A 21,804-nucleotide genomic window follows, 5' to 3' on the forward strand; every position below is an offset into this window, starting at 1 on the left:
TCAGGACGATGCCGGCCACAGTGTCAGGTTGCCGGTCAGGAAAGCGATGTCGGGCATCGCGGTCGATTTCGTCTCGACCACGAGCATGCCGACCGTGCCGTCGGGCCGCCCGAAGCAGATCTCGCTGCCCGTCGTGATCGCCGCCAGCGGCATGCGCTTGTCGGCGCCTGTGCCCTTCAGGTAGGCGCGGCAGCTGTCGAGGGGGGACTCGCCCTTCGGGCGTGACCACGCCGGCGCGATCATGGTCTTGTCGCTCTCCAGGGCGCAGCTCGTCTCCTTGGCGCAGGTGAAACGGATGTCCTGCTTGCGGTTGATGGGCGTCTTGCCCGTGTCGAGGCTCAGGGAGTTCTTCCCGTTCAGCATCTGCATGGGGTACGCGAGGGCACGCGGGGACTCGGAGTCCGCCCCTGAACCTGCTGACCCCGAGCCCGAGCCCGATCCGGACCCGCTTGAGCCGTCGGAGCCGGAGCCGGAGCCGGAGCCCGACCCGTCCGAGCCACCCGTACCGCCGGCCGTCCCCCCGCTTCCGTCAGTCCCCGACGAACCCGAACCCGAAGACGAAGACTGCGACGCCGCCCCGCCCGAGCCGCCGCCATTCCCCTCAAGCCCCTGGTACAGCGTCCACCCCAGCCCCGTCAGCATCAGCAGCCCCGCCGTCACACCCGCGACCCCGATCAGCGCGTTCCGCCGTCTTCGGGCCCGCTGCTCCGCCGGGTCCGGCGCCCACGTCGGGCCGGTGATCCCCGCGTCCGGCGCCCGCCACGGCGACAGCGGTTCAGTGACGTACGCCCGGGTCGGCGAAGGCGCGGACGGCGTCACCGGCGCGGAACCGGCTGAGGGCACCGGCCCCGGCACCGTCACCTCCGGCCCCATCGCCTCCCGCCACACCGCCGGCCCCGCCCCCGCGTCGGCGTCCGGGCCCAGCTCCCTGCGGCACCACTCCACGATCTCCGCGAGCCCGGCCCGGTCCGCCGGATCGGCGGCCAGGCACCGGGCCATCAGCGGCCGCAGCCGCGCCGGGAGCCGGGACAGATCGGGCTCGTCGTGCACGATCCGGTACAGCACGCTGACCGCGGGGCCGTCCCCGTACAGCGGTTCACCGAGCGCCGCGAACGCCGCCGTCTGGCCGAGGGAGAACACGTCGGTCGCCGCCGTGACCGCCCCGGCGGCCCCCGCGGCCGCCTGCTCCGGCGCCATGAACTGCGGCGTACCGATGGACGTGCCCGTCACCGTGTGCGAACTGATGCCGGAGGCCAGCGAGATGCCGAAGTCGATGACGCGCGGACCGTCGGAGGCGAGCAGCACGTTCGACGGCTTGAGGTCGCGGTGCACGATTCCGGCGCCGTGGATGGCCTGGAGCGCCTCGGCGACCCCCGCCATGAGCCACAGCACGGCGGGCACCGGCATCGGTCCGCGCCGGGCGACGGCCTCGGCGAGCGAGGGGCCGGGGACGTAGAGGGTGGCGAGCCAGGGCGGTGTGCCGTCCGCGTCGCCGTCGATCAGCTCGGCCGTGTACGCGCCGCGGACGCGGCGGGCCGCCTCCATCTCGCGGCGGAAACGCCGCCGGAAGTCGGGGTCGTCGGCGATCTCGGGCCGTACGACCTTGATCGCAACGGGGCGGCCGCCCTGCGTGTGCGACAGATAGACCCGGCCCATGCCACCGGCGCCGAGCCGGGCGGCGATCCGGTACCCGGCCACCACCGTCGGATCGTCCGCCTGCAGCGGCTTGAACACCCCACTCGCGTCGTTCACCGGCGCTCCCCACCCTTCCCCGTGCCCACCCCTGGCCGTTCAACGGTCAACCGCCGACGGCAGCAGCCAGCCTAAGCAATCGCCGGCCGCGCGACTCGGTCAGCTCACCCGCACCGGCAGCCGCTCCACCCCGTACACGATCGACAGCTTCCGGAACTCCAGCTCGGACGGCTCTACCGCCAGGCTCAACTCCGGGAAACGGCTCACCAGTTGGGGGAACGCGGCGCGCAGCTCCATCTTGCCGAGCTCCGCCCCGATGCAGCGGTGGATGCCGTAGCCGAAGGCCAGGTGGGAGGCGGCGGGCGGCCGCGAGGGGTCGAAGGCGTCCATGTCGGGGCCGAGCCGCGGGTCCCGGTCGGCGGCGCTCAGGGAGACGATCACGATGTCGCCGGCCGCGATCGGCACCCCGCCGATCTCGATGTCCTCGCGCGCGAACCGCGGGAACGCCGTCTGTACGACGGTCAGGTGACGCAGGAGTTCGTCGACGAAGGGGGCCGCGACCGCCGCCGGGTCCGCCGCGTCGCGCAGCGCCTCGAAGTGCTCGCGGTCCTTGAGCATGATCATCGTGCCGAGCGCGATCATGCTCGCCGTGGTCTCCAGACCGCCGGTCAGGACACCGTCCGCGAGGCCGGTGAGCTCCTCGTCCGTGATGGTGTCGCCGTGCTCCCGTACGAGCATGCCGAGCAGGCCCTCGCCGGGGTTGCGGCGCTGCTCGGCGACGACGCCGCGCAGATAGTCGAGCGACTGCGACACCGCGCCGAACGACGCGCCCGCGCCGCCGAGCACGTCGAACCGGGCGACCGAGAACTGCTGGAAGGCGTCGCGCTCCTCGTAGGGGACACCCAGCAGCTCGCAGATGACCAGGGCCGGCACCGGCATCGCGAAGTGCTCGACGAAGTCGGCCGTGCCGTCGGGCGACTCGTGGGCCGCCTTCTCCAGGTGGACCAGCTGCTCCTCGATGATCGCGTGGATCCGCGGCGTGAGGCGCGACAGGCGGCGCATCGTGAACTCGGGGGTCAGCAGGCGGCGCAGCCGCGTGTGGTCCGGCGGGTCGCAGAAGCCGAGGCCGCCGGGGTTCTGGTCGGCGCCCGCGCCGCCCACGCCGACGAGGTGCCGGAAGTCGTTGCTGAACGCCTTGGCGTTGCCCAGGACGTCCTTCGCCTGGTCGTACCCGGACACCAGCCACACCGTCATGCCGGGGATCGGCAGCTTGCTGACGGGCTCACGGTCGCGCAGCGCGCCGATCTCGGGAACCGGGTCGACGCCTTCCCGGCGCAGGGGCAGCAGCGCCCCGTCGGGCAGCTTCGAGAGGACGGACAGGTCGAGGCTTCCCCCCTTCTTCCGCAGCCGGGAGAAGTAGAGACGGGTCAGCCAGGTCGCTATCGCGGAACGTACGGACATGTGCTCGCATTTCTGCGGTGGGGCGGTGGGACGGACGGGTCTTGCGTGGGGGAGGGGAAAGCTGAGCGGGGCGTGGGGTCCGCCAAGGGTACGTGCGCCCCCTGGGGTCTACGGAAGAGGGGACTTCCCCCGAATCGACCCGGGGGCCACCCCCAGGGCTGCCCTAGGCGCGCTCCGGGAAGCCCCCCGTGGCCCCGTCGATCAGCTCGCGCAGGATGTCCATGTGGCCCGCGTGCCGTGCGGTCTCCTCCACCATGTGCACCAGCACCCAGCGCAGCGACACCTTCCGCCCGTCCCACGCCGTGCCGACCGTCTCCAGGTCGAGTTCGGCCACGGCCAGGTCGGCCGCGGCGCGCGCCCGGGCGAAGAAGGCCAGGATGTCCGCCGTGGTCTCGCCGTCCGCGGGGGCCATGTCCTCACCCTCGTACGGGTCGAACCACAAGGGCTCGCTCTCCCGCCCGAACGCCTCGCAGAACCAGCCGTACTCGACCGTCGCCAGATGCTTCACCAGACCGAGCAGGTTCGTCCCCGACGGGGTCAGCGGGCGCCGCGCCTGCTCCTCGTCGAGGCCGGCCAGCTTCCATACGGCGACGTCCCGGTGCCGGTCGAGCGCGACGTGCAGGCTCTCCTTCTCGCCGCCCTTGTACGGGACGTGCCTGATCCGCTCCGTGCCCATGCTGTCTCCCCCGTCGTTCCGCATGATCCGGTCCCATGAAAAGTAGCAGCGCCCACGGACAACGCCCGCGCCGGCGCCCGTCGCAAAAGGAGATGAACCCGGCCCCGCCCCCCTGTCACCATTTCCCCCATGACCAGCGCCGATCACCCCACCCCCGAGCATCGCCCCACCCACACCGGCCGCCCCTACGAGGACCTCGTCGCCGAAGCCGTCGCCGCACCCACGGACGGCTGGGACTTCTCCTGGTTCGAGGGCCGCGCCACCGAACAGCGCCCCTCATGGGGCTACGCGCGCCTGATGGGGGAGCGCCTCGGCCGCGTGCACTCCGCGCTCGACCTCGACACCGGCGGCGGCGAGGTCCTGAACCTCGCCCCGAAGCTGCCGCCCCTGATGGCCGCGACCGAGGGCTGGCCCCCGAACGTCGAGAAGGCCACGCGTCTGCTCGCCCCGCGCGGCGTGGTCGTCGTCGCGTCCCCGTCCGACGCCCCGCTGCCCTTCGCCGAGGGCGCCTTCGACCTGGTCACGGCCCGCCACCCGGTCAAGCCCCCGTTCCCGGAGATCGCGCGCGTGCTGCGCCCCGGCGGCACGTACGTCGCCCAACACGTGGGCCCCAGCAGCGTGTTCGAGGTCGTCGAGTACTTCCTCGGCCCGCAGCCGGAGGAGGTGCGCCGCGGCCGCGACCCGCGGGCCGAGCGCGCGAGGGCCGAGGAGGCGGGCCTGGAGATCGTCGACCTGCGCGCCGAGCGGCTGCGCATCGAGTTCTACGACATCGGGGCCGTCGTCCACTTCCTGCGCAAGGTCGTCTGGATGGTCCCGGGCTTCACCGTCGAGGCGTACGAGCCCCAACTCCGCGCCCTGCACGCGCAGATGGAGAAGGAGGGCCCGTTCGTGGCGCACAGCACCCGCCACCTGATCGAGGCCCGCAAGCCCCTCTCGTAGAACGCGGAAGAGGGAACTACGTGTCGTCGCGCAGCCCGAGCCGCAGGTGCTCCACATGGAACAGTGCCTGGTCGAGGAGTTGCGCGACGTGGTGGTCGTACAGCGCGTAGACGATCGAGCGGCCCTTGCGCTCACCGCTGACCAGGCCGAGGTTGCGCAGCAGCCGCAGCTGGTGCGAGCACGCGGACTGTTCGAGCCCGGCGGCCTCGGCGAGTTCGCCGACCGCGCAGGGGCCTTCCTGGAGCCGGGCCAGGATCCGCAGCCGCGACGGCGTGGCGAGCGCCTGGAGTGTGGCGGCGACGTCGGCCGCGCCCACGGCCTCGAGCCGCTCGCGGGTGCTGCTCTTCTCGTCGATCCCGTGACCCATGACCCCATCGTAGCCAGCACGGACCCCTCTCTCATGGCATGCATGAAGAGGTCTTCATGTGTTCCTGTATCGTGGCCGCATGTCCGTCCGCACGCCTGTCACCCCGCCCGCCCCGTCCGCCCCGCAGGTCCAGGCGCCCGCGACTCCCGCGCGCCGCGCCCGCACCCCGCTGCTCGCCCTCCCCGAAGCCCGCTGGGCGGCGGCCGCGACAGTCGCCTTCCTCCTGGCGCTCCCGCTCCAACTCCTCGGCGCCACCGCCTGGTTGTGGGGCCCGCTGTACGTGATCGCGTACGCGGCCGGCGGCTGGGAGCCCGCCCTCGAAGGCCTGAAGGCGCTGCGCGAGAAGACCCTCGACGTCGACCTGCTGATGATCGTGGCCGCCCTCGGCGCCGCCGCCATCGGCCAGGTCATGGACGGCGCCCTGCTCATCGTGATCTTCGCGACCTCCGGCGCCCTGGAGGCCCTCGCCACCGCCCGCACCGAGGACAGCGTCCGCGGACTGCTCGACCTGGCCCCGCCGACGGCCGTCCGGCTGCGCCCCGACGGCTCCGAGGAGACGGTCGACACGTCCGAACTCGCCATCGGCGACGTCCTGTTGATCCGCCCCGGCGAGCGCGTCGGCGCGGATGCCCGCGTCCTCGACGGTGCCGGCGACGTCGACCAGGCCACGATCACCGGCGAACCCCTGCCCGTACCCAAGGCCGAGGGCGACGAGGTCTTCGCCGGCACGCTCAACGGCACCGGCGCGCTGCGCGTCCGCGTCGAGCGCGACCCCGCCGACACCGTCATCGCCCGCATCGTCGCCCTCGTCGAGGAGGCGACCCGCACCAAGGCGCCGACCCAGCTCTTCATCGAGCGGATCGAGCAGCGCTACGCCCTCGGCATGGTCGCCGCCACCCTCGCCGTCTTCCTCGTCCCGCTCGCCCTCGGCGACGCGCTCACGGACGCCCTGCTGCGCGCGATGACCTTCATGATCGTGGCCTCGCCGTGCGCCGTCGTGCTCGCGACGATGCCGCCGTTGCTGTCGGCGATCGCGAACGCGGGCCGCCACGGAGTCCTGATCAAGTCGGCCGTGGTGATGGAACGCATCGGCCGCACCGACACCGTCGCCTTCGACAAGACGGGCACCCTGACCGAGGGCGCCCCGCGCGTGGCGACGGTCGCCCCGCAATCCCCGTACGGCGAGACCGAGTTGCTGACCCTGGCCGCCTCGGCGGAACAGCGCAGCGAGCACCCCGTGGGCCGGGCGATCCTGGCGGCGGCGGGGGAGCGGGGCCTCGCCCCGCACCCCGTGAAGACCTTCGCGTCGCTCCCCGGCAAGGGCGTCACCGCGACCGTCCTGGCCGACGGCGACACGGCGTACGAGGTCACGGCGGGCTCCCCGCACCAGCTGGGACTTCCCGCCCCGGACGCCCCCGGCACCCACGTGGCCGTCACGGTCGACGGCGTCCCCGCCGGCCACCTCACCCTCACCGACCGCCTCCGCCCGACGGCGGCCGAGGCGACCCGCGCCCTCACGTCCCTCACCACCACGGCCCCGCTCCTGCTGACCGGCGACAACGCACCGGCCGCGCACGCCGTCGCCCGGGCCACCGGCATCGCCCCCGGCGACGTCCACGCGGGCCTGCTGCCCCACGACAAGGCCGAGCTCGTCCAAGGTCTCGCCGCTCGCGGCCACCACGTCCTGCTGGTCGGCGACGGGGTCAACGACGCCCCCGCGCTCGCCGCGGCGCACACCGGTGTGGCCATGGGCCGCGGCGGCTCCGACCTGGCCCTGGAGACCGCGGACGCCGTCCTCGTGCGCGACGAACTGCCCGCCCTGGAGCGGACGGTCGCCCTCTCCCGCCGGGCCCGCAGGCTCGTCGTGCAGAACCTCGTCATCGCCGGGGTCTTCATCGCCGGCCTGGTGGTCTGGGACCTGGCCGGACACCTTCCGCTGCCGCTTGGCGTCGCCGGGCACGAGGGCTCCACCGTCCTGGTGGGCCTCAACGGCCTGCGGCTGCTGCGCGAGCGCGCCTGGACGGGGTGACCGCCCGCACCCGGGTGGCAGCCCTGGGCAACCGATTCCGCATCGTTATCGATGCGCACTCGATCCGCACGTAAACCTCACGTAAGTTCAGACCAACGGCAATTCGCGTGAGCAAAGCTGCGCGGCGGTACCGCGCAGTGGAGGGGGCTGCGCGGTGCCGCACGCCGTCCCGCCCGTTCGGGCCCGAATCGAATGCGCCATATCTGCGGCCGCGCCGCACGGGTGAAGCGGTGCGTCAACCGCGTGCATGACACGGGAGAGGGATGCCGGACCCCCGGCGGCGCCGCCGTGAACACGAGGCCGAAGCTGCCTGTGGGCCCGCTGTGAGGCGGCCGGAAACCTACCTCCCGGAGTCGCCGGGCGATTCCGGAGAGTAGTTGTGGCACGCCGATGCGCGCAGCATCACTTACGAAGGGTTATGGTGGAAACCCCCCCTCGGGCCGGTCCGTCTCCCCCCCACGGACCGGCCCGTTTTTTTGTCCGTACAAAGCCCCGGTCGCGGGGCTGCCGCCTGATCTGTGGATCAGCTCCGCCCGGCCCAGATGTTCGTGCCGGGCGTCGAGACGGCGAACGAGTCGATTTCGGTCAGCTCATCGGCGGTCAGCTTCGGGGCCGCGAGCGCCGCCACGTTCTCCTCCAGCTGCTGCACGCTGGAGGCGCCGATCAGGGCCGACGTCATCCGCTCGTCCCGCAGCACCCAGGTGAGCGCGAGCTGCGCGAGGGACTGGCCGCGCCGCTCGGCGATGTCGTTCAGGCCGTTCAGCCGGCGCACGACCTCGTCGCTCAGCAGGTTGGGGTCGAGGGACTTGCCCTGCGTCGCGCGCGAGCCCTCCGGGATGCCCTTCAGGTACTTGCCCGTGAGCAGGCCCTGCGCGAGCGGCACGAAGGAGATGCAGCCCATGCCGGCCGCCTCCAGGGTGTCGAGCAGCCCGTCGTCCTCGGTCCAGCGGTTGATCATCGAGTACGAGGGCTGGTGGATGAGGGCCGGAACGCCCATCTCCTTCAGCAGGCGGGCCGCCTCGGCCGTCTGCTCACTGGTGTACGAGGACACACCCACGTACAGCGCCTTGCCCTGCTGGACCGCCGATGCGAGCGCTCCCATCGTCTCCTCGAGCGGCGTCTCGGGGTCGAAGCGGTGCGAGTAGAAGATGTCGACGTAGTCCACACCCATGCGCTTCAGCGACGCGTCGAGCGACGACATCAGGTACTTGCGGCTGCCCCACTCGCCGTACGGGCCGGGGTGCATCAGGTAGCCGGCCTTCGTCGAGAGGATCAGCTCGTCCCGGTACGGGGCGAAGTCCTGGGCGAAGATCTTGCCGAAGTTCAACTCGGCCGAACCGGGCGGCGGTCCGTAGTTGTTCGCCAGGTCGAAGTGGGTGACGCCCAGGTCGAAGGCGCGGCGCAGGATCGCGCGCTGGGAGCCGAGGGTGCGGTCGTCCCCGAAGTTGTGCCACAGGCCGAGCGAGATCGCGGGCAGCTTCAGGCCGCTGCGGCCGGTGCGCCGGTACTCCATGGAGTCGTACCGGTCGGAGGCGGCGACATAAGGAGAGGTGTCGTTCATGGGTACGAAGCTACGTCAGTGCACTGACACCCCACAGCCGAGGCCCCGTCTCACGGCGGTAGGCTTTCGCCTTCGGGGACCGCCATCTGCACGGAGGGGCAAAAAGACCGTGAACCTGCGCGACAGGCTGCGCGGCCTGCTGGTCAGGCTGTACGCGCGCCGGGTGGAAGGCCACCTGGACCATGACCAGGTGCCCAAGCACATCGGGGTCATCATGGATGGCAACCGGCGCTGGGCGAAGGCCGCCGGATCCACCACCGCCCAGGGCCACCAGGCGGGCGCGGACAAGATCGAGGAGTTCCTCGGCTGGTGCAGCGAGACGGACGTCGAGGTCGTCACGCTCTGGCTGCTCTCGACGGACAACTTCGATCGGCCCCAGGAGGAGCTGGTCCCGCTGCTGCGCATCATCGAGGACACCGTCCGCTCGCTGGCCGCCGACGGCCGCTGGCGCGTGCACCACGTCGGCGCCACCGACATCCTCCCGTCGGGGCTCCAGACCGTCCTCAAGGAGGCCGACGAGGCCACCGCCCACGTCGACGGGATACTCGTCAACGTCGCGATCGGCTACGGCGGCCGCCAGGAGATCGCCGACGCCGTCCGCTCGATGCTCCTCGACGCCGCCGACAAGGGCGAGTCCCTCGAAGCGGTCGCCGAGGCCGTCGACATCGACCTCATCGGCAAGCACCTCTACACCAGCGCGCAGCCGGACCCGGACCTCGTCATCCGCACCAGCGGCGAGCAGCGCCTCTCGGGCTTCATGCTGTGGCAGACGGCCCACTCCGAGTACTACTTCTGCGACGTCTTCTGGCCGGCCTTCCGGAAGGTCGACTTCCTGCGCGCGCTGCGCGACTACGCGGCCCGCGGCCGCAGATTCGGCGGCTGACGAGCGGCTGACGCCGAGTCACCGCGGAACACTGGTCATCAGGAGTTAACGCACGCGTCGTCATATGCCCTGGCATGGCTGCGCGTGTTCGAGGGAATAAGCCTTCCAGGCCGGTGTCCGAACCACGGATGCCGGATCTCAGCGGGCGGCTCGGGGCCGTCCGCCCGGGAGGCCCTTTGCACCAGGACGACCGTACGCCGACGGGTACGGATGACGACTTGGAGGGCCGGTTCTCGGCCCGCGCACGGGGGCCGTTGACCGGCCCAGAACCCTCCGTCGCTCCCCGACCTCATCCGAGGGGGTACGTCCTTCCGTGGTGACCAGCAACAAGCGCCAGCCCGACCGGCGCACCTATGTTCTCGACACCAGCGTCCTGCTGGCCGATCCGAACGCCATGACCCGATTCGACGAACACGAAGTGGTCCTTCCTGTCGTCGTCGTCACGGAGTTGGAGGCCAAGCGGCATCATCCGGAGCTGGGGTACTTCGCCCGGCAGGCCCTGCGCCTGCTCGACGACTACCGCATCCGCTTCGGACGTCTGGACGCCCCGATCCCCACCGGGGAGCTGGGTGGCACGCTGCGCGTCGAGCTCAACCACTCCGACCCCAGCGTCCTGCCCTCGGGTTACCGCCTGGGCGACAACGATTCGCGCATCCTCGCGGTCGCGCGCAATCTGCAGGCCGAGGGATACGACGTCACCGTCGTGTCGAAGGATCTGCCGCTCAGGATCAAGGCCTCGTCGGTCGGTCTCCTCGCCGAGGAGTACCGCGCCGAACTGGCCATCACGGACTCCGGCTGGACCGGAATGTCCGAACTGACCCTCCCCGCCGAACAGGTCGACCTCCTCTTCGAGGAAGACAGCGTGTACGTACCGGAGGCCGCCGAGCTTCCCGTGCACACGGGCCTGACGATCCACTCCGAGCGCGGCAAGGCCCTCGGCCGTGTCACGCCGGAGGGCAACGTCCGCCTGGTGCGCGGCGATCGGGAGGCGTTCGGCCTCAAGGGGCGCAGCGCCGAGCAGCGGATCGCGCTGGATCTGCTCCTCGACCCGGACGTCGGCATCATCTCGATGGGCGGCAGGGCCGGCACCGGAAAGTCCGCGCTCGCGCTCTGCGCGGGCCTGGAAGCGGTGTTGGAGCGACGCCAGCACCAGAAGGTGATGGTCTTCCGTCCGCTGTACGCGGTGGGCGGGCAGGAGCTCGGCTATCTGCCGGGCAGCGAGGCCGAGAAGATGGGGCCGTGGGCGCAGGCGGTCTTCGACACCCTGTCGTCCGTCACGTCGCGCGAGGTGATCGAGGAGATCACCGCGCGCGGGATGCTGGAGGTGCTGCCCCTCACGCACATCCGGGGGCGTTCGCTGCACGACGCCTTCGTGATCGTGGACGAGGCCCAATCCCTGGAGCGGAACGTCCTGTTGACCGTTCTGTCCCGTATCGGGGCGAACTCCCGGGTTGTCCTCACCCATGACGTCGCCCAGCGCGACAACCTTCGGGTCGGCCGCTACGACGGTGTCGTCGCGGTCGTCGAGAAGCTGAAGGGGCATCCGCTGTTCGCGCACGTCACGCTCACGCGGTCGGAGCGGTCGCAGATCGCGGCCCTGGTGACCGAAATGCTGGAAGACGGCCAAATCTAGGCCGTTTCATCCGAATTGGCGCCGTCCGGCAAAGCGAGAGAGCTTAGCCGGGCGGCGTCTTGGCGCGTGCTCGTTTCCTCAAATCCCTTGGGGCAAACGGGGTGTGACGTATCCCACGCAGCGCAGAATTGCCTTGCGGCGTTCGCATGCGGCAGAGTCACGGTCCTGTCAGGCCCCGCATACGACACTTGTGTCCCCTCAGCGGACATGCACCACCGCAGCCCCGGTTGCATCTGAACTTCATAGAGGTCGTCGTATGCCGCCCGAGCACCACGCGGCGCTCTCCCAGCGGGAGTTGCCCACCGGGCCCGTGCCTCCCGTGACCCGTCAGTTGGGAGGCCAGTGTCAGGGGCACGATTGCGTCCGCGAGGGGTCACACCAGAGCGGGCGATGCTGGAAGGAAACCGTGTGAGCCGGATTTCGGTCCGGGGATTCGCAGTGGCTTCGGCCACCGCGGTCACCACAGTCGGCGCCGTCGTGGGTGTTGCCTCGGGCAGCACCGCTCAGCCCTCGAACGAGGCAGAGGCCACGGCAGGCGACGCGACCCTCCTCGCCGACATACCTGCCGGTCAGCAGGCGCAGGTTCAGACCGCGTCGCTGACTCAGCAGGCACAGACGCAGGCCATCGCGGCCGACAACGCGGCCCAGAAGTCCGCCGAGGAAGCAGCCCGTAAGAAGGCCGCCGAGGACGCGATCGCCAAGCAGAAGGACGCGCAGGCCGCCAAGGAGAAGGCGGAGCGTGAGGCCAAGGAGCGCGCAGAGGCGAAGAAGGAAGCCGCGAGCCGTTCCGCGACGCGCGACGCCTCCAGCTTCTCGACGCAGTCCTCGTACTCCGTCTCGCAGATCCAGGCGATGGCGCGCCAGATGGTGCCGTCCGGTCAGTTCCAGTGCTTCAGCAACATCGTGGACCACGAGTCCAGCTGGAACTACAAGGCGGTCAACGCCTCCTCCGGTGCGTACGGTCTCTTCCAGGCACTGCCCGCCTCCAAGTACTCGACGGCGGGCGCCGACTGGCAGACCAACCCGGCCACCCAGATCAAGTGGGGCCTCAACTACATGGACAGCCGCTACGGCAGCCCGTGCGAGGCCTGGTCCTTCTGGCAGGCCAACCACTGGTACTGAGCCGGCTCGGTTCTCAACCTTGCGAAGCCCCTCACCGTCCTACGGTGGGGGGCTTTCGCCGCTTCTCGATGTACGGTCTTGTCCACGGCTCCGGGGGGAGTGGTGAGTGCGCACGGGGGAACGAAGAGGACGGATCATGTCGCGTGTTCCAGGCTGGCTCGGCCGAGTCGGCGCCGGGATCAGCAAGGTGGGCGAGCGCCTCGAGGAGCGCCGCGCAGAGGACGACGAGTCCGACGTGGAGGCGGGCCGGATGAGTTCGGACGAGTCGGCGCAGGACCACGTGCCGGCGCCGCCCGCGTACGCACCGGCCGTGGCGCCCCGGCCCGAGCCGGTCGCCGCCGTGCCGTGGGGACTTCGGGTCGCCGCCGAGGCCGGCTGGCGTCTGCTCGTCCTCGCGGGCACCGTCTGGGTCCTGATGAAAATCATCAGCTCGGTGCAGCTGGTGGTGTTCGCGTTCGTCGCGGCGCTGCTCATCACCGCGCTGTTGCAGCCGACGGTGGCCAGGCTGCGCCGCCGCGGTGTGCCCCGGGGCCTCGCGACGGCACTGACCGCCATCCTCGGCTTCGTCATCATGGGGCTCGTCGGCTGGTTCGTCGTCTGGCAGGTCCAGGAGAACATCGACAACCTCTCCGACCAGGTCCAGGACGGCATCGACGAGCTCAGGAAGTGGCTCCTCAACAGCCCGTTCCACGTCACCGACAACCAGATCAACGACATCGCGAAGTCGCTGCGCGAGGCGATCGGCGCCAACACGGACTCGATCACGTCCGCGGGCCTGGAGGGCGTCACCGTCATCGTCGAGGCGATGACGGGCATCCTCCTGACGATGTTCTCGACCCTCTTCCTGCTCTACGACGGCCGGCGCATCTGGGAGTGGACGCTCAAGCTCGTCCCCGCGCAGGCCCGTCCGGGCATCGCGGGCGCGGGGCCGCGGGCCTGGCGCACGCTGACGGCGTACGTCCGGGGGACGGTGATAGTGGCGCTGATCGACGCCATCTTCATCGGGCTCGGGATCTTCTTCCTCGGTGTCCCCATGGCCGTACCGCTGGCCGTCTTCATCTTCCTGTTCGCGTTCATCCCGCTGGTCGGTGCCGTGGTCTCCGGGGCGCTCGCCGTCGTCGTCGCGCTGGTGACGCAGGGGGTGTTCGCGGCGGTCATGGTGCTCGTCGTCGTGCTCGCCGTGCAGCAGATCGAGGGGCACATCCTCCAGCCGTTCATCCTCGGCCGCGCGGTGCGGGTGCATCCGCTCGCGGTGGTCCTGTCCGTCGCCGCGGGCGGGATGGTGTCGGGGATCGGCGGGGCGGTGGTGGCGGTGCCGCTCGTCGCCGTGACCAACACGGTGGTCGTGTATCTGCGGGCCTGGTCGCGGGAGGCGTCCATCAGGCAGGCGCCGGCCCCTCGGGGGGCGACCGCCGTGGACGTGGCGCCGGTGGATCCACACTCAAGCCCCTCCGGAGATTGAGGAGCGGGGTCCGGGGCAAAGCCCTGGGGACATGCGAAAGCCGGGGCCGAACGAATCGGCCCCGGCTTTCGCATGTGCGGCTTACGCCAGGACATCCTCCGCGTCGACCGTGACGGCGACGGCCTGGATGACGGAGGCGATCTTGAACGCCTCCTGGACGACGTCACGCTCGACGCCGGCCTTGCGGAGCACCTGCTCGTGCGAGTCGAGGCACATCCCGCAGCCGTTGATCGCGGAGACCGCGAACGACCACAGCTCGAAGTCGACCTTGTCGACGCCCGGGTTGCCGATGACGTTCATCCGCAGACCCGCGCGCATCGTCCCGTACTCCTCGTCGGAGAGCAGGTGACGCGTGCGGTAGAAGACGTTGTTCATCGACATGATGGCGGCGGCCGACTTCGCGGCCTTGAACGCCTCCGGCGACAGGTTCGCCTCGGCCTCGGGCGCCAGCTCGCGCAGGACGCGCGGCGAGCGGGAGGCGATGGCGGTCGCGAGGACCGTGCCCCACAGCTGCTGCGCCGGGAGGTCCGAGTTGCCGATGACCGAGCCCAGGTTGAGCTTCAGGTCCTTGGCGTAGTCCGGTATCGCGGACTTCAGTTCGTCAAGTGCCATGTCAGAAGGCTCCGTTCACTCGCCGGAGAGCAGCGCGACCGGGTCGAGGGTCTCGTCGCCCTTGCTCCAGTTGCACGGGCAGAGCTCGTCCGTCTGCAGCGCGTCGAGGACCCGGAGGACCTCCTTGGGGTTACGGCCGACGGAGCCGGCGGTCACCATCGTGAACTGGATCTCGTTGTTCTGGTCGACGATGAAGACGGCGCGCTGCGCGAAGCCGTCCTCGCCCTCGATGCCGAGGTCACGCATGAGCTCGTGCTTCGAGTCGGCCAGCATCGGGAAGGGCAGGTCGGTCAGGTCCGGGTGGTCCTTGCGCCAGGCGTGGTGCACGAACTCGGAGTCGCCGGAGAAGCCGAGGATCTGCGCGTCACGGTCGGCGAACTCCTCGTTCAGCTTGCCGAACGCGGCGATCTCGGTGGGGCACACGAAGGTGAAGTCCTTGGGCCACGCGAAGACGATCTTCCACTTGCCCTCGTAGGTCTTGTGGTTGATCTGCTCGAACTCCTTGCCCTTCTCCAGCGAGACACAGGCAGTCAGGTCGAACTCGGGGAACTTGTCACCGACAGTGAGCACACGCACTCCTTGCAGCTTGGAAACATCCCCTTTTGGGGGGTCTTTCCTTGGGTTGGACTGTGAGTGATCGTGGCACAGAGTGCATTGATTACGGAAATAGCTAGACTCGGTCGTGTTGATCGGAGGTGGCTATCAGTGGCCGTACAGAGTGGGAAGCCCGCAGGCGGGCGGCGCAGGCAGCCGAGCCTGGCGCAGTTGCGGGCGTTCGCCGCGGTCGCGGAGCATCTGCACTTCCGCGATGCCGCCGCCGCGATCGGGATGAGCCAGCCCGCCCTGTCGGGCGCCGTCTCGGCCCTGGAGGACGCGCTCGGGGTGACCCTTGTCGAGCGTACGACGAGAAAAGTGCTGCTCTCGCCCGCCGGGGCCAGGATCGCGGTGCGGGCCAAGGCCGTGCTCGGCGAGGTCGGCGCGCTCATGGACGAGGCCGAGGCGGTGCGCGCGCCGTTCACCGGGGCGCTGCGGCTCGGGGTGATCCCGACCGTCGCGCCGTATCTGCTGCCGACCGTGCTGCGCCTCGTCCACGAGAAGTACCCCGATCTGGATCTCCAGGTGCACGAGGAGCAGACCTCGTCGCTGATCGAGGGGCTCGGCGCCGGACGGCTCGACCTGCTGCTGCTCGCGGTGCCGCTCGGGGTGCCCGGCGTCACCGAACTCCCTTTGTTCGACGAGGACTTCGTGCTCGTCACGCCGCTCGACCACTGGCTCGGCGGCCGGGAGGGCATCCCGCGCGAGGCGCTGCGCGAGCTGAACCTGCTGCTCCTCGACGAGGGGCACTGCCTGCGCGACCAGGCGCTCGACATCTGCCGCGAGGCGGGGCGCGACGACGTCGACGTGACGACGACCGCGGCCGGGCTCTCCACGCTGGTGCAGCTCGTCGCGGGCGGGCTCGGGTGCACGCTGCTGCCCCGTACGGCGCTGCGTGTCGAGACGGCCCGCAGCTCCCAGCTGCTCACCGGTTCCTTCGCCGAGCCCGCGCCCACGCGCCGGGTCGCCCTCGCCATGCGGACCGGCGCCGCGCGGGCCACGGAGTACGAAGAGCTGGCCGAGGCGCTGCGCGAGGCGTTGCGGCCGCTGCCCGTGCGGGTGCTGTCCGGCGGCTCGGCGAGCATCTGACAAGCGGTCAAATATGCCCCGGACACTGGCAGTTGTGCTGTGCGGAGAGACAACTCGCGTCAGGTAGAGGCAGGTAGGAAATGCGCCACGAAACCGCGTGCCGTGGCTGATACAACATGCCCCTTGAGTGCGACGCATCAGGCGTCAGTACGAAATGCCGGGGGGTGCGATGCCGGGCATGCGGTGGGACGGATGGGGGCCGCTCGGCCAGGCCGGCTGCGATCTGCTGGCCCAGACCCTGATCGCCTGCGGGCACGAGGAGTTCACCGGGCGGGTACGGGTCGCCGGGAGTCCCGGCGGCACCCTGTATCTGCGCGGCGGACTGGTCGTCGCGGTGGAGAGCCCGGGCGCCCCCGGGCCCGAGACGCTGCTGCTGCGCTCCGGCCGGGTGAGCGACGGGCAGTGGGCCGGACTCGTCGGTGAGGCCGGTGGATCGCGCTGGCCGGCCGCCGAACTGATCGCCCACGGGTACGCCGGGGCCGCACAACTGCGGGTGGTCTGCCTGCTCGCGATGCGGGACGCGGCGTTCGCGATCATCGCGGGCCGCGTCGCGGACTGCGAGCGCGCCGGCGCGGCCGACCCCGCCGCCCCGTCGCCGGTGGGCGAGGTGCCCGGACGCCTGTTGCAGGACGCGGCGGGGCAGGTGCTCGCCCTCACCGAACTCCCGTACTCCGTCCGCCCCGACCGGGAGCGCCCGCGGCCGGTCGCGGGCGCCGCCGGGCTCACCCCGCTGCGGCGCGAACTGCTCGCCCACGCCGACGGCCGCCGCACCGCCCGCGACCTCGCCTTCCGCACCGGACGCGGCGTGTACGCCGTCACGGTCGAGATGGCCCGGATGCTGGCCGAGGGGCTCCTGGAGTGCGCTCCCGCGCCCGCGCCGGTCCGGCTGCCGGGCGTACGTCCCGGGGTGGTGCGGCGCCGCCTGCGGGCGCTGCCCGTGCCCAGGGAGGAACCGGACGACCTGCCGCGCCGGAGCCCCGGCGCCAGTGGCATCAACGACACCCTCAACACGCGCCCCGGCCGGGCGAGTTGAGCACAAGAGTCCGAACACACAGTGACGATCGGATGCCTCGCGCATCCGGGGGGTTGAGCTCATGGACCACAACGCACTCGCGCTCGAAATGCGCGGCCTGCGCGAGCAGGTGCCCGGTATCACCGACACCGCGGTGGCGGCGGCGGACGGGCTGCTCATCGCGGCCGACACCGCCGACTCCATCGACCAGGAAGGCCTCGCCGCCGTCGCCGCGGCCGGGCTCGGCCTCGCCCGGCGCACCGCCGAGCTGACCTCCCGCGGCTCGCTGCGCCGGACGGTGACGTACGGCAGCCAGGGCTGCGCCGCCTTCTACGCGGTCGGCGACACCGCCCTCATGGTCGTGCTCGGCGACGAGGGCCTGGACGTGGAGCGCCTGCACGCGGCGGCCCGCCCCGCCCTCGACCGGATCGAGGCGATCCTCGCCGCGAAGACCCCCGAGGGAGTGTGACCGCATGGCCACCAAGCGCCTGAACGCCAGCTTCTCCGACCAGGTCGTCAGCATGGTCAAGTCCTTGCGCACCGAGGCCCCCGACTGCGTCGCCTCCGGTGTCGTCGACATGTCGACCGGCATGCTCCTCGCCTACGAGACCGTCGACAACCATCCGGCCGAGGTCCTCGACCTGCTGGCCGGCGCGACCCTGGACCTCTTCCAGGGCCGCACCGTCCTGATGATCGAGGACGTCTGGAAGGAGCGGCGCGGCCAGGAGCACGAGAACCACTTCTTCCAGGAGATCCTCGTCAACAGCGACAACATCACCCACTTGTTCGTCCGCCTGACCGAGCAGCAGGACATCGTCGCCGTGACGGTGTGCCGCAAGTCGGTGAACGTGGGCATGCTGGTCGCCCAGGTGCGCCGTGTCGTACGGGAGTACAGCCTCTGATCCGTGACCCGTCACCCGTGAACCGGCCGGGGAGCCCGCGCTACTCCGTGCGCAGGCCCTCCGGCCGCATCAGGCGGTACAGCGGCGGCAGGCTCAGCAGGGTGACGGCCGCGATCGCCGCCGCGCCCACCCCGGTCAGCGGCAGGAACAGCAGCCAGTCGGTCACCGGCTTGTGGACCATGCGCAGCATCAGCCAGCCGAGGCCGAGTCCGCCCGTGATCGCGACCGCGAGTCCGAGGGCGACCGGGATCGCCGTCTGCCACAGCACCGACCAGGCCAGCGTCGAGCGGCGGGTCCCGTAAGCGACGAGGACCGACAACAGGCGCCTGCGCTCACGGAGTTGCTCGATCTGCGAGACGAGCATGGACGCCGCGATGAGCGCCATGGTCAGGGCCGCGGCGGTGAACAGGCCCCGGCGGATGCTCGCGTACTCGGTGTCGCGCTCGGTGGCCCGGTACGTCCACACGCGCATGCTCGGATCGATCCGGTAGGCGGTGTTGCGTACGTGCTCGAAGGCGTCCGGCACGCTCTCGTCGACCTGGATCTGCGTCGACGTCGACGCGTTGTGCACCGTCTTCACGTCGAACGCGGCGGGCGTGGCCAGGATGCCGCCGAAGAACGTGCCGCCCGGGTCGCGCCGCGCCTCGGCGTGCCGGGCGTTCTCGGGGAGCGTCCACCGGGTCGGGGCCGGGGCGTCGGGGTCGTAGTCGCTCGCGTCGTCGACGCTGAGGCGGGCGCCGGCCGGGGCGAGTTTCTTCAGCCGGGCGTCGAGTTCGGGGTCGTCGCTCCCGGTCACCCGGAAGACGTCGCCGTCCGTGCACGAGGGCAGGTGCGCCAGTTCGCGCAGCGAGGCGCAGGTACCGACGGAGAGCGGGACGCTCGGCGTGAAGCCGTCGCCGTTCGGCTTCGCGCCGACCGGGCTCGCCCAGGTGTCGACCGTGCCGATGACGCTCTTGACGCCCTCGGTCGCCCGGAAGTCGTCGACCGTCCCCTGGGCGAGGACGCCGTCGCGGGCGCTCGCCACGGTGCCGATCTGGGCCCGCCGGGGGTCCTCGCCCGTCGTCTTGGAGAAGTCGTCGTTGATGCCGACGGTGAACATCTGAAGGGCGATGCCGCCCGCCACCGCGATCGTGATCCCCGCGACGGCACGGCTGGCGCCGTTGCTGCTCAACTGCAGGCGGCGTACGCCCAGTTGGTAGGGGACCGGGCCACCGCGCAAGCGGCGTACCGTCGCCTCCACCACCCATGGGAGGACCAGGACGAGACCGATCAGGGTGAGCCCGATACCGGCCGAGATGCGGATGACGCCGAGGGTGTCCGCCGTCTGGGCCGAGCCCGACGTGAGCAGCAGCAGCGCGCCGGCGACGGGCACGGGCAGCCGCCACCACAGGCGGCGGCCCCGCGTGCGGCCGCTGCGCACGACGCCCAGCGGCTCGATCGTCACGGTGCGCAGCGCGAGCACCGTGACCGCGACCGCCGCGACCGGCACGGCCACCAGGATCAGCGCCGCGAGCGCGGGCACCGGCGCGAAGTCCGACGGGAACGCGGAGAGCCGCCAGATCTGTACGACGCCGAGCAGTTGGCGCCCGGCGAGGAAGAAGGCGACACCCAGCACGAGGCCGAGCAGAGTGCCGAACAGGGCCTCGCCCGCGGCGGTCCGCCGCGTCATCCGCGCGTCCGCGCCCACCAGGCGCAGCGCGGCGAGCCGCTTGTCGCGGCGCTCGCCGCCGAACCGTACGGCCGTCGCGATGAAGATGGCGACCGGTACGAGCAGGACGACGCAGGCCAGGACGACGAGCACGATGAGGACCGGGTCGAGCGGCGCCTCCCCGTAACTCATCCCGAAGTGATCCAGACGCGCGACGGACGGGCCGTCGGTGAGGGTCGAGCTGCCCGCGTAGAGATACAGCTCGAAGGGGTCGTTCAGGCCCGCGTCGCCGATCGTGCCGATCACGCGGTAGTCGTAGCGCTCCTTGAGGAGCGCGCCCGCGGGGGAGTCGAGCAGGTCGCGCAGGGCGGGGGAGACGACCATCTCACCCGGGCCCGGCAGCTTCGCGACCCCGGGCGGCACCGGCGGGTGCGCACCCTCGGGGCGCAGCAGATAGCCGCCGACCGTGTCGTCGCGGAAGTCGGAGGAGGCGTCGAGGGCGAGCATCGTGTCGTCGCCGGGCTTCAGCCGGTCCTCCGTGCCGACGCCCAAGTGCCGGGCGTCGCCCCGCACATCGCGCTCGTGCAGGAACGTCGGCACGGACGCGGCGCCGAGCAGCAGGGCCACGCCGAGGCCCACGCCCACGGCGGTGAGCAGGGTACGGATCCAGCCCTCGCGGCCGCCGGAGGCCGCGAACCGGATGCCGAGACCGAGGTCGCGCAGGATCATCGGACGAACTCCATGTCACGGGACCTGCCGTCGCGCACGACGACCTCGCGGTCGGAGTAGGCGGCGACGCGGGCCTCGTGCGTGACGAGGACGACGGCGGCGTTGGCCCCGCGCGCGGCCTCGGTGAGCAGTTCCATGACGCGTTCGCCGTTGAGCGAGTCGAGGGCGCCGGTGGGCTCGTCGGCGAAGAGCACGCGCGGGTTCGTGACCAGCGAACGGGCGACGGCGACGCGCTGCCCCTGGCCACCGGATATCTCACCGGGGCGCTTGGCGGCCAGGTCGTCGACCTCGAGGCGCTCCAACTGCGCGGCGGCCCGGCGCTCGGCCTCCTTGCGCTTGACGCCGTTCAGCCGCAGGGGCAGCGCGACGTTCTCCAGGCACGTCAACTCCGGTACGAGCTGGCCGAATTGGAAGACGAAGCCGAACTCGCCGCGGCGCAGGGCGCTGCGCTCCGCGTCGGACATCCCGGCCAGGTCGCGGCCGTCGTACAGGACCGTGCCGGAGTCGGGCGTGACGATCCCGGCGAGGCAGTGCAGCAGCGTCGACTTGCCCGAGCCCGAGGGGCCCATCACGGCGACGATCTCGCCCGGGTGCACGGAGAAGGAGGCGCCGTCGAGGGCGGGCGTGGGCCCGTAGGTCTTACGGAGATCGGTCGCGGTGAGCAGGGAACCGGGGGGTGGCGTTGCGGTGCTCATGAGGGACGGACCTCCGCGGCGAGCTTGTCGAGGCGCGCGGCGGCCAGTTCCAGCCAGCGCAGGTCGGCTTCGAGGTGGAACAGGGCGTGGTCGCAGATCAGCTGGTCCGCGAGGTCGCCCTTGCGCTTGCGATCGGTGAGCGTGCGCATCAGACGCAGGTGCTCCGCACGCTGCGTGTCCAACAGTTCGGCGGCGTCGCGCCCGGTCAGCAGAGCCAGGACGACCTTGGTGTACAGGGTCGACTGGAGGTACGGCTCCGGCTTCTCCGGTGTCGCGAGCCACTGCCGTACGTCGGTGACGCCGGCGTCGGTGATCGCGTACCGCTTGCGCTCGGGGCCGCCGCCTGCCTCGACCCCGTCGACCTCGACGAGGCCGTTCTTCAGGAGGCGGGACATGGTCGAGTAGACCTGCCCGTAGTGCAGTGGCTTGTCGTGCCCGAACGTCTCGTCGAAGGTGCGCTTCAGGTCGTATCCGTGCCGGGGGCCGGATTCGAGGAGCCCGAGGAGGGCGTGGCCGATGGACATGGGGGTGACTGTACACCGTGTGTATACGCGGGGTGTATAGACGGTCGTCCGCGGCTTCGGTGGGGGCTGGTCGCGCAGTTCCCCGGCAATTCGTCGTCGACGACCGCCCGCAAGGTGCCGAGCGGGGTGTCCTGGCGGAACGGGGAGTGCCCCTCCACCGCCGCGTACAGCAGG

Annotated in this window: 20 protein-coding genes; 10 read left to right on the forward strand and 10 right to left on the reverse strand. The window is 71.2% G+C overall.

Going from position 1 to position 21,804, the window contains the following annotated elements:
* The 3 genes from AB0L37_RS35635 to AB0L37_RS35645 form a co-directional block, all read right to left on the reverse strand.
* Complete coding sequence (locus AB0L37_RS35635; protein WP_365515313.1) at positions 1 to 1,752, reverse strand: serine/threonine-protein kinase; 1,752 nt, start codon at positions 1,750 to 1,752, stop codon at positions 1 to 3.
* A gap of 99 nt (positions 1,753 to 1,851) precedes the next feature.
* A complete protein-coding gene (locus AB0L37_RS35640; RefSeq protein ID WP_365515316.1) occupies positions 1,852 to 3,153 on the reverse strand; it encodes a cytochrome P450 in 1,302 nt (433 codons plus the stop codon).
* A gap of 163 nt (positions 3,154 to 3,316) precedes the next feature.
* Positions 3,317 to 3,829, reverse strand: coding sequence for a DinB family protein (locus AB0L37_RS35645; protein ID WP_365515319.1), 513 nt, complete (start codon positions 3,827 to 3,829; stop codon positions 3,317 to 3,319).
* 129 nt (positions 3,830 to 3,958) lie between these two features.
* On the opposite strand from AB0L37_RS35645, the gene AB0L37_RS35650 reads away from it, so the two are divergent.
* Positions 3,959 to 4,768 (forward strand): class I SAM-dependent methyltransferase, encoded by an 810-nt coding sequence (locus AB0L37_RS35650; protein ID WP_365515321.1) that lies wholly within the window; start codon positions 3,959 to 3,961, stop codon positions 4,766 to 4,768.
* Between the two features lie 16 nt (positions 4,769 to 4,784).
* Here AB0L37_RS35650 and AB0L37_RS35655 read toward each other — a convergent pair whose 3' ends face one another.
* Positions 4,785 to 5,135: a metalloregulator ArsR/SmtB family transcription factor gene (locus tag AB0L37_RS35655; RefSeq protein ID WP_365515324.1), complete on the reverse strand. Its 351-nt coding sequence runs from the start codon at positions 5,133 to 5,135 to the stop codon at positions 4,785 to 4,787.
* Positions 5,136 to 5,214: 79 nt separating this feature from the next.
* Between AB0L37_RS35655 and AB0L37_RS35660 the strand changes: the two genes are divergently transcribed.
* Positions 5,215 to 7,164 (forward strand): heavy metal translocating P-type ATPase, encoded by a 1,950-nt coding sequence (locus AB0L37_RS35660; RefSeq protein ID WP_365515327.1) that lies wholly within the window; start codon positions 5,215 to 5,217, stop codon positions 7,162 to 7,164.
* Between the two features lie 523 nt (positions 7,165 to 7,687).
* On the opposite strand, the gene mgrA is transcribed toward AB0L37_RS35660, so the two are convergent.
* Positions 7,688 to 8,725: an L-glyceraldehyde 3-phosphate reductase gene (mgrA, locus tag AB0L37_RS35665; protein ID WP_365515330.1), complete on the reverse strand. Its 1,038-nt coding sequence runs from the start codon at positions 8,723 to 8,725 to the stop codon at positions 7,688 to 7,690.
* A 109-nt stretch (positions 8,726 to 8,834) separates the two neighbouring features.
* On the opposite strand from mgrA, the gene AB0L37_RS35670 reads away from it, so the two are divergent.
* The 4 genes from AB0L37_RS35670 (at position 8,835) to AB0L37_RS35685 (ending at position 13,825) form a co-directional block, all read left to right on the forward strand.
* Positions 8,835 to 9,608, forward strand: a complete 774-nt coding sequence (locus tag AB0L37_RS35670; RefSeq protein ID WP_365515333.1) for an isoprenyl transferase — start codon at positions 8,835 to 8,837, stop codon at positions 9,606 to 9,608.
* 313 nt (positions 9,609 to 9,921) lie between these two features.
* Positions 9,922 to 11,241: a PhoH family protein gene (locus AB0L37_RS35675; protein ID WP_365515336.1), complete on the forward strand. Its 1,320-nt coding sequence runs from the start codon at positions 9,922 to 9,924 to the stop codon at positions 11,239 to 11,241.
* 390 nt (positions 11,242 to 11,631) lie between these two features.
* Positions 11,632 to 12,363 (forward strand): lytic transglycosylase domain-containing protein, encoded by a 732-nt coding sequence (locus tag AB0L37_RS35680; protein ID WP_365515339.1) that lies wholly within the window; start codon positions 11,632 to 11,634, stop codon positions 12,361 to 12,363.
* A gap of 136 nt (positions 12,364 to 12,499) precedes the next feature.
* On the forward strand, positions 12,500 to 13,825 hold the full coding sequence (locus AB0L37_RS35685; RefSeq protein WP_365515341.1) for an AI-2E family transporter: 1,326 nt from the start codon (positions 12,500 to 12,502) through the stop codon (positions 13,823 to 13,825).
* An 81-nt stretch (positions 13,826 to 13,906) separates the two neighbouring features.
* Here AB0L37_RS35685 and AB0L37_RS35690 read toward each other — a convergent pair whose 3' ends face one another.
* Both AB0L37_RS35690 and AB0L37_RS35695 read right to left on the reverse strand, forming a co-directional pair.
* Complete coding sequence (locus AB0L37_RS35690) at positions 13,907 to 14,437, reverse strand: alkyl hydroperoxide reductase (RefSeq protein ID WP_365515344.1); 531 nt, start codon at positions 14,435 to 14,437, stop codon at positions 13,907 to 13,909.
* Positions 14,438 to 14,452: 15 nt separating this feature from the next.
* Positions 14,453 to 15,007, reverse strand: coding sequence for a peroxiredoxin (locus AB0L37_RS35695; RefSeq protein ID WP_030265371.1), 555 nt, complete (start codon positions 15,005 to 15,007; stop codon positions 14,453 to 14,455).
* A gap of 135 nt (positions 15,008 to 15,142) precedes the next feature.
* Between AB0L37_RS35695 and AB0L37_RS35700 the strand changes: the two genes are divergently transcribed.
* The 4 genes from AB0L37_RS35700 to AB0L37_RS35715 all read left to right on the forward strand — a co-directional run bounded on the left by AB0L37_RS35700 (position 15,143) and on the right by AB0L37_RS35715 (position 18,034).
* Positions 15,143 to 16,120: a LysR substrate-binding domain-containing protein gene (locus AB0L37_RS35700; RefSeq protein WP_365515347.1), complete on the forward strand. Its 978-nt coding sequence runs from the start codon at positions 15,143 to 15,145 to the stop codon at positions 16,118 to 16,120.
* A 178-nt stretch (positions 16,121 to 16,298) separates the two neighbouring features.
* Entirely contained in the window at positions 16,299 to 17,153 is an 855-nt protein-coding gene (locus tag AB0L37_RS35705; protein ID WP_365515350.1) for a MarR family transcriptional regulator, read from the forward strand.
* Positions 17,154 to 17,214: 61 nt separating this feature from the next.
* Positions 17,215 to 17,601 (forward strand): roadblock/LC7 domain-containing protein, encoded by a 387-nt coding sequence (locus tag AB0L37_RS35710; RefSeq protein WP_365515353.1) that lies wholly within the window; start codon positions 17,215 to 17,217, stop codon positions 17,599 to 17,601.
* 4 nt (positions 17,602 to 17,605) lie between these two features.
* Complete coding sequence (locus AB0L37_RS35715; protein WP_365515356.1) at positions 17,606 to 18,034, forward strand: hypothetical protein; 429 nt, start codon at positions 17,606 to 17,608, stop codon at positions 18,032 to 18,034.
* 40 nt (positions 18,035 to 18,074) lie between these two features.
* On the opposite strand, the gene AB0L37_RS35720 is transcribed toward AB0L37_RS35715, so the two are convergent.
* Genes AB0L37_RS35720 through AB0L37_RS35730 form a run of 3 tightly spaced genes read right to left on the reverse strand, consistent with a single transcriptional unit; the run spans position 18,075 to position 21,630 of the window.
* Complete coding sequence (locus tag AB0L37_RS35720) at positions 18,075 to 20,411, reverse strand: FtsX-like permease family protein (RefSeq protein WP_365515359.1); 2,337 nt, start codon at positions 20,409 to 20,411, stop codon at positions 18,075 to 18,077.
* Positions 20,408 to 21,106, reverse strand: a complete 699-nt coding sequence (locus AB0L37_RS35725) for an ABC transporter ATP-binding protein (RefSeq protein WP_365515362.1) — start codon at positions 21,104 to 21,106, stop codon at positions 20,408 to 20,410. The genes AB0L37_RS35720 and AB0L37_RS35725 overlap by 4 nt, the downstream gene beginning before the upstream one ends.
* Positions 21,103 to 21,630 (reverse strand): PadR family transcriptional regulator, encoded by a 528-nt coding sequence (locus AB0L37_RS35730; protein WP_365515365.1) that lies wholly within the window; start codon positions 21,628 to 21,630, stop codon positions 21,103 to 21,105. Before AB0L37_RS35730 ends, AB0L37_RS35725 begins: the two co-directional genes overlap by 4 nt.
* Positions 21,631 to 21,804: the final 174 nt, after the last annotated feature.

Source organism: Streptomyces sp. NPDC052225, assembly GCF_040679615.1.
In the GTDB taxonomy this organism is placed as follows: Bacteria; Actinomycetota; Actinomycetes; order Streptomycetales; family Streptomycetaceae; genus Streptomyces.